Genomic DNA, 8102 nt, shown 5'->3' with positions numbered 1-8102 from the left:
ATTGCTGGGATTTAATCATTTAATTGCTGCAATGAATCAATTTAAACCCGGTTTGGCTTCTGGATAATTTAACTGATTTACTACTTGCTTCTCCGGAAAGTGACAGAAGAGGGATAGAGCGGATACGATGCATTCAGCAAAAAATCTGGGGGATTCATCCATCTCCGAAATCCATCTCAATTTTCCTGTAGCAGCACTATGTCAGGAAGTAAGTATTTTCCACAAGGCTTTGTGAAGATTTGATAAAGATCGGGCATCTACTCCTGATACTTTGCGTGAAATTACGAGTTTTGATCGTTAAATGAAAACCAAAGAACAAGGAGAGGCAATGATCCCCCAAGAAATGCTCAAGCACCTTGTAGAACAAGTTGATTCTGTTAGTCCATCCAAAGGGATTCAAAAATCTGAGCAGACGGTGGATGAAGTAATCTTTGAATCTGATGTTGACGGAACCCACTATTATCTGGTGCGTTGTCGCCCCAAGTCAGAACGCGGGATTAGCCTCAGCCCCCAAGAACAGCGGATTGCCCGATTGGTCGCACAGGGTCTTCCCAACAAGTGCATTGGAAATCAATTAGGCATCACTCATTGGACAGTTGCTACCTATTTACGCCGGATTTTTGGCAAGTTAGGTGTCACTTCTAGAACCGCCATGATCGCCCGCCTTCTAGAAGAAAATTTACTGCAACAATAGAATCAATTAACCGGGTGCACTCGATAGTGCTGTCCTAGAATATTGGGACGGTGGACATTCCGAGAATAGCTAGGTTAAAGTGGAAATGAGTTTGGATTAGCAGGCAAGCGTGTCAAAGTCTAAAGTATGCAAAAAGAAGCGGCAGCGGTTAAACCTATTCGCTCGTTAGAGGATGCCTTAAATCGGTGTCAAGCGCTGGGTATGCGCGTGAGCCGTCAACGCCGCTTCATTCTGGAATTGCTGTGGCAAGCGAAAGAACACCTGTCGGCGCGAGAAATTTATGACCGCTTGAACCACCAAGGTAAGGACATCGGTCATACATCCGTGTATCAAAATTTAGAAGCGCTATCGGTTCAAGGCATTATTGAGTGTATTGAGCGTGCGGATGGCCGTTTGTACGGCAATATCAGCGACGCTCACAGCCACGTAAACTGTCTGGATACCAATCAGATTTTAGATGTTTATGTAGAACTGCCTGAAACCCTGCTTAAAGAAATTGAACAACAAACAGGGGTTCGGATTAGTGAATATTGCATTAACTTCTACGGGTACAAATTACCGGAATCTGGGTCTCAAGCGGAGAACGGGTAATCAGTAGACGGTAGAATCCACTTTTTAACACCGATTGCTGCTATATCAATAATTTTTTAAACCGTTTGTAGGGACGGAAAATATTGCGTAACTACAGGCTGATTAAAGTTTAGTGAAAAACGCTTGTAGCAGGCTGTCTAGTTTGATTAAGTGGGCTAACTGAGGGTGGGAAAACTGGAGATTAAATCGCTGCTCCAAATTTCCTTTACCTAACATTTACAAATAAACCCACTAGCGCTAGTAAGTGGAATTGGGCGTTAGCGAAACCTAACGAATACTTCATAGGGTTCTAGAGTTTTTAACACCCTCAACAGCTAATTGCTTAGTTGAGGGTTTTCTACTAGCGCCGTCTCATCATCGTATTGGGAATCTACCTTCGGAGCTTCTTGGAATGCTAAGGGTTCCCCTAGGGTAGAAGAAGTTTCTGCAATCACCGTTTCATCGTCTTCGTCCTCCGTAGGTGCTTCTGGCAACATCGGTTCTCCTTCGGCACTTTCTATCAGAAACACTGTAGGTTCAGAATCTGCACTGCCTTTGTCCTGAGCGCTTCCAGCCTGTTTGAGACGGGGTAATCTTTGAATGTATGCCTGGAACTCTTCCAAGGAAAATAGGGCACCATTTTTCCTGGCAAAGTAGTGGTTCTGGTCATCTAACTGGGCTTGAAACAGACAAGCATGAGTGATGTTCGCTAACGTAAGATTAGTTCTTTGCAGGTTAGCGCCGGTTAAGTTTGCCCCTTCAAGCCTTGCTCCAGCAAGATTGGCTCCTGATAAGTCAGCACCGGAGAGATTCGCCCAAGACAAATTAGCTTGCTGGAGGTTGGCACCTGCTAAATTGGCTCCTGCTAGCTCAGCCGCTAACAGATTAGTTTGCCAGAGGTTAGCCTCTGCTAACAGAGCATGATTCAAACAGGCAGAGCGTAGCTGTAATTGACTGAGGCTGTGCCGCGCCCTCTGCCAAAAGGCGGTGGGAGATAGGACAACAGTGCGACCGATTAAAGTCAGCAGTGCTTCGGCGTCAAATTCAGATGGCAGGTCGGGGTTGCCGCAAGGCCAGAAAGAAATCTGCGTTGCCCGATGACCGAGATGTGCTTCGCGCATCTGCTTTGCGATCGCGCTGAGCAACAAGAAGACATTCAGCCCAACGGCGGCATCGATTTGCAAGATTTTTAAGGGGTTGTGCAACGCCTGCAACTGGGTATGACACTGGTGGGCGATTCCTTCATCTAGCCAGCGACCTCGACAGTAGGTGCGGTAAAACCGATAGAGGCGTTCAAACAAAACATTGAAGCTAAACTGAGCCGGGTTGCGCTCAAAAATCCGCCGCAGTCGCTCAATTACCATGTCTTCGATTTCAACTGACAATACGCCATAACCCAGTAATTGATAAAGATGCTGGGCTACATTAACCGGCGAGTGGATCGCAAAGGTGAATTCACCGTAGGTATCTTGGACTGGTAGGGTGAGGGCTTGCAGCTGAGTGGCAATTTCTTCAGCGCAGAGATATTCTCCCAGGTTGCGGTGAGAAAACTCGATCGCTGAGTGATGAGTGTGGAAGAAAAAGGCTGGCAGGGTGTCATCTGACGGCTGTAAGCGGGGGTTTATCGGTTTCTGTGACTCCGTCACCATTCTGGTAAAGGTCGCCTCTACAGCGGATTGGGGGGCTTGATGGCGACCTGTTTGCAGAATGGTCAGTGCCGCCACTTGCATCTGGTGGCGTAGGTCTTGGGGGCGTCGGTTTTGCAGGAGATGAGCGATCGCATCATTGCTGCGGTAAGCATGAGCCAGACCTTCCCGAATCACAAAAGGCATGGAACCGCTGCCAGCTTCGGGGTATGCCAAAAGCCAGCGGCAAATCCGGTCGTAAATTTCAAACTTCGCTTGGGGTAATGTCAGGTGAAAGATCGTGTCGTTGAGCAGTCCATCTCGATGCAAGATACCCAGTAGATAGAGCATCAAAGGCTTGCGGACGAGGGCGGCGAGTACGTTAGCAGCGCCTGGGGTGCCAACGGGACGAGTCGAAAAGCCGCCTCTTTCTTTGACAAAGGCGAAATATCCTTGAGCGATCGCTTTCGATTGCAGTTTCGACCACTGCTTGAACCACTCCCGGAACTCCTCGTGTTCCATTGGCTGAATTGCAATCCGCCGCCGCAAATCGTGGGGCAAAGGTATCAGAGTAGAGGCAAGATCGAAATATTCTCCTTCTCTCCCAGTTGTCCGGCTGGTCAGAATAATCTTGTGGCGGGGCGTGCCCTCAAAAGACGCCATTGCTTCCCCTTGAAACTGCATCAGCTGGTTCAGGAAGGCATGGTAATGACGCCCTGCGTGGCTTGAGCGGGGCAATTCATCCAAGCCATCCAGAATCAACAAGCAAGGAGGATGCATTGGTGAAAGCCAACCATCTGCATCTGTAAATCTGCCCCAAGGGAAGGCAGAGTTCAGGGTTTGCTCCAAAGTTTGCCCCAAGGTAGCGTCCTTGAGTCGGATAAACGCTGGCATCCATCTAGGGTAAAGCTCCTGAGCAACGGTTGATGCCAATATTTGGCAAAAACTGGTCTTGCCCGTGCCCGGAAGACTCTCGATCGCCGCAATGCTGGTCGTATCATTTAGCTGAGCCGTGACCCACTCCATTAAATCCACGGGTTTCGCAGGTACGGCGTTAGCGGCAAGCGGTGTCGTGGTCGGATCTGACTTGGGATTTTTCGTCTCTAACCGGGTGGAGCTTTCTTCGAGCAGCACTCCCTTCAAGGGGACGTATAAATCCTTTAGGGCAAAAGGTTCTGCCAGTAACGGTTCGCTCAAAGATTGTAGAAGGCTGGCTCGATAGCGTTCTCGTTCGAGGTTCAGCGAAAATTGTGGCGTGTTTAAGTCTGAGTTTTGATTTGCCTCAAAATTCAAAGTAGTTGAGAACCCAGAGCGCTTCCGCTCCGGGTTTCCCGCCCCAGGAGTATCCTGCCAAGTTGATAAATTCCCTAGCTGGACAAATTTCTGTAATTGTGCCAGCGGCAAGGCATTTTCAGCGATCGCGGCAAGTAAATATCCTGGGAGTCCGTGAACCAGGCGTTGGGCGATTAACTTGGCTTCTGTTTCCTCGGCACCATTGGCGATCAACCAGGCAATGCCGGTACTGTTCATCTGCTGCACGAGAAAGGAGTCGCCCACCATACTCAGCGCTTGTTCTGCCTGACTATCGGTGAGGCGTCCGGGACGCAAAGTTTTCAGTAAGGCTTGCAACTGGGGATCGGAAAGGGGCGCATCCCAGACCTGCCCGTACAAGTCTTCTGACTCGCCTGGGACGCCTGCACGAGATAACCACGGTCTTCTCAGTTGAGATTCTTGTTCTAAAATTCCTTGTAAGGCGTTCAGGTAAGCAATTTGGAAAGTTAGCCAGGTTCCTTCGTTGCGCTTCAGGGGCTTTTTTTGACTCAGGATACGCAGCAACCCCACACAAAGTTGGGAAGCTACGCCTGCCACTTCCCAAGCTGCTCTCAAAGGTAGTTCTAAGACTTCCGCTAAGACACTAATATCAAAAGGTGTCAGGCTCTTGAGTTCCATATCCCGGACAATGCGAAAGGCAATTCCGGCAATCTGAGTGCCTGGGTGCCTCAAGGTTGCCAGTTCAATGTTGCGTTCCGCCAGCCAATGCCGAATGCTAAGGCTCATCCCACCTCAATTCTAGGAAATAACTCAATATGCCACTTATTAGTCATGTTATCGGGAGTGTAGGCGGCTGGTGTGCCGACCAATCGTGATGAATGGGGTAGAAGCTGTTTTTCATCATCCCTAATTGAGTTGAATTTCAGGATAACTTATGTAAGAGCGAAGCACGGGTGCAAAAAATCAGCTCGATCTCTAAATTCACTCACAAAAGCTTTACCCCTACAAACTTAAAGCTTTTATTATCAGTTTTAGACCCTTTACGCTGACGGCGATTCGGCTCCGGATCGATGTCATCAAGCAGGAGCAGCAAAACGAGGACTCAAGGGTAGTGGTAGTGAGATGGTAGTGAAAAGACAATTACATGAATTTCAAGTACGCACGGCAAACCGATTGCGGCAACGGCAGGGACGCAAACTGGTAATTAGAGTCGTCTCGAATGCCAGCGCATCTGCCACCAAGCTCCGGGACGAGGATGCGGAGCAAACTGAAGCCCCTGCCTCAGCGATGCAGCCGCCTCTGACACCGCTGAGACGGCGAAATAAGATTTGGCAGTGGTGGCTGTTGTGGCTGAGTATCATCTTCGGGTTGGGTGGGACGGCACTCGCGGCTTTCTTCTTGCTGGCAACGATTCCTCCCCAAGTTAACTGTAAAAATATGTCGCCTTTGGCTCCGGAAATGGATCGGTTGACTTGCGCCCAGCAGGCGGCTCAGTCGGGCAAGTTAGAGCAGCTGGTGGAGGCAATGAAGTTCGTCAAGAGCTTGTCCCCCGATAACCCGGTGTATCCAGAAGCGACTCGGCTGATGGAAGACTGGTCGCGATCGCTCTTGGCGATCGCCCGTCAGAGAATTGACCAAGGAGATTTAAAGGGAGCGATCGCCATTGCCCGCCAAATTCCCTCCTCTAGCCCCCTGTATCCAGAGGTGCAAGCAGCAATGAAACAATGGCAAGGGGATTGGCGGCAGGGTCAGGAGATTACCAAAAAATTCTTAGCAACTTTAAAAGAACAAAAGTGGTTTGAAGCTTCTTTGCAAATACAGGCTTTGTCTCGCCTCGATAACCGCTACTGGGATCAAAAACAACTGGATAAACTGATCGATCGGATGACTCAGGAAAAAAAAGCTTGGCAACAGTTAGAAGAGGCGCAGACATTTGCCGAAGCCAAGACACCTGAGGGATACGCGCCAGCGATCGCCCTGGCAGGAAAGGTGAACCCCAACACCTATGTCAAATCAAAGGCAAAAGCCGAAATCAATCTCTGGAGCCAGGAGTTGCTAAAAATAACTGCCGAGCATTTCGAGAAGGAAGAGTTTGACCGTGCTATTACCGCCGCCCAGCTGATTCCTCCGAAGACTTCAGTTTATAAGGAAGCTCAAGATTGGATTCAACTGAGTCGTTCTTATGCAGTTGCTCAGGAAAATAAAATCCTCAGCTTCCTAGAGGCGCAAGCGGCGCTGCGTCAGATTTCCCCAAAAAGTCCGCTTCGCCAGCAAGCACGAGTGACCGAGGCGCTTTGGCAATCTAATTTACAAGATCGGCTGCAAATGCAATTTGCCGAAACAATAGCCAGCTTCGATCAACCGTTGGCATTTGAATTTGCGATTAGCCAAGCCCAAGCGATCGCGCCCAAACGACCCGGACGCATCGAAGCCCAAACTCAAATTGCCCACTGGCGGAAGCAAATTCAACAAATTCAAGACCGAATCGCCCTTGCCCGATCCAAACAGCTGGCAACACCGGGAACTCTAGAAAGTTTGAGGGCGGCGGTTGAGGAGGGAAGCCGGATTAAGCTGGGTCAGCCTTTGCGGATAGAGGCACAAACCTATATCGCCCAATGGACGAAAGCTATCCAAACGATGGAAGACCGACCGATCCTAGATTTAGCGAAAGGTTTGGCTCAGCAGGGAAATCTCCAGGCGGCGGTTGCAGCTGCCTCCAAAATCGCTCCTGGACGTGCTTTGTACTCTGAGGCACAGGCATCGCTGAGCGATTGGGTAACACAAATTCAAATCGCTGAAGATACGCCGATTCTTAACGAGGCGAACGCTTTAGCGGCTAATGGGCGGCTCACTGCGGCAATTAATAAGGCTTCTAGGATTCGCTACGGTCGGGCACTGTATCGAGAAGCGCAAGGAGCGATCGCTCGTTGGGCATCTGAACGAGAAGCCATTTTAATAGAAAGACAAAAGGCAGCTGAACTTCAGCAGTCTATCGAAGACAGTTCCTCTGAATCTCAAACGAATAGTGAGCCGGAGGGGAATTATTGACGCTGTCGATCTCCCTCACCGAGAAGGGACAGTAAAGTTTCCCAAGGTTTGGACAATTCCCCCCAGCCTCTCATCCTGGGGCTAAACAAACAAAGGCTGCATAGGCAGCCTTTGTTTGTTTAGCTGCTTGACTTTTTCAGCATTTTCTCTTTTATTGGCACTCTCCAGCAGGAGCGTGCCCATCGTTCTGTATCTGCTTTAAGCTGCAATCATCGCTTCCCAAGTCCGAGGGCCAACGATCCCATCCGGGCTTAAGTTTCTCGACTGCTGGAAGGCGATGACGGCTGAGCGCGTTTGCGACCCATATACGCCATCAATTCCGCCTTTATAGAGTCCTCGATCTTTTAATACTGTCTGAACTTCTGTCACTACTGCTCCCTGACTACCGCTTTTTAGCATCGGCGCGGGTGAGGGAGAATAGCGGGCAAGGGGATTAAATTTTGCAGGTGCTATGTTTTCAGCGGGCACAGTTGGCCCTTCATTACGCCCGGTGGGATCGGGAATCAGCTGCGCTTGTCTTGTTGGCTGTTCATAGCTCCCACCGTGCATATCAATGGGCATTTCTTCGATCTCAGGGTTGATCTGAGAAGCACTAATCCCGGCAGCGTTTGCACTCATCCCGTTCAAGAGTAGCGGGAGCGAGGCAACCGCAGAAAGAATGCTCAGGGATTTGATGGTTGACTTAAAAAATTTTGCTGTCATCAGCGTCAGTTCCTCTTTCAAAAACACAAGATGCTCATAAATGCACCGTTTGTGGCTTAGAAAGCCTCCTATTTATGATTCATCCAAAGCTTCTTGCTTTGAATGATTTCCAGCTTTTGTATGTCTTCGTTAGCTTATAGGAGATGTCGAGTCTGAGCATAATTCTATAGTTAGAGCTTCTAATTGCTAAA

The 8102-nt window shown here is 49.2% G+C and carries 5 protein-coding genes; 3 read left to right on the top strand and 2 right to left on the bottom strand.

The window, feature by feature from the left end:
- Nucleotides 1–301: 301 nt before the first annotated feature.
- Nucleotides 302–694 carry a helix-turn-helix transcriptional regulator gene (locus H6F52_RS06185; protein WP_242028996.1) on the top strand — a complete coding sequence of 131 codons (393 nt, stop codon included), beginning with the start codon at nucleotides 302–304 and terminating at the stop codon, nucleotides 692–694.
- A 126-nt stretch (nucleotides 695–820) separates the two neighbouring features.
- A complete protein-coding gene (locus tag H6F52_RS06180) occupies nucleotides 821–1285 on the top strand; it encodes a Fur family transcriptional regulator (RefSeq protein WP_190411365.1) in 465 nt (154 codons plus the stop codon).
- A gap of 314 nt (nucleotides 1286–1599) precedes the next feature.
- Here H6F52_RS06180 and H6F52_RS06175 read toward each other — a convergent pair whose 3' ends face one another.
- Entirely contained in the window at nucleotides 1600–4947 is a 3348-nt protein-coding gene (locus H6F52_RS06175; RefSeq protein ID WP_190532833.1) for a pentapeptide repeat-containing protein, read from the bottom strand.
- A gap of 342 nt (nucleotides 4948–5289) precedes the next feature.
- Between H6F52_RS06175 and H6F52_RS06170 the strand changes: the two genes are divergently transcribed.
- Complete coding sequence (locus tag H6F52_RS06170) at nucleotides 5290–7209, top strand: hypothetical protein (RefSeq protein WP_190532830.1); 1920 nt, start codon at nucleotides 5290–5292, stop codon at nucleotides 7207–7209.
- Between the two features lie 198 nt (nucleotides 7210–7407).
- Here the strand turns inward: H6F52_RS06170 and H6F52_RS25165 are convergent, their stop codons facing one another.
- Nucleotides 7408–7911 (bottom strand): peptidoglycan-binding domain-containing protein, encoded by a 504-nt coding sequence (locus tag H6F52_RS25165; protein ID WP_199292118.1) that lies wholly within the window; start codon nucleotides 7909–7911, stop codon nucleotides 7408–7410.
- Nucleotides 7912–8102: the final 191 nt, after the last annotated feature.

It is taken from the genome of Coleofasciculus sp. FACHB-542 (genome assembly GCF_014695825.1).
In the GTDB taxonomy this organism is placed as follows: Bacteria; Cyanobacteriota; Cyanobacteriia; order Cyanobacteriales; family FACHB-T130; genus FACHB-T130.
This window is presented reverse-complemented; position numbering and strand designations above follow the sequence as displayed.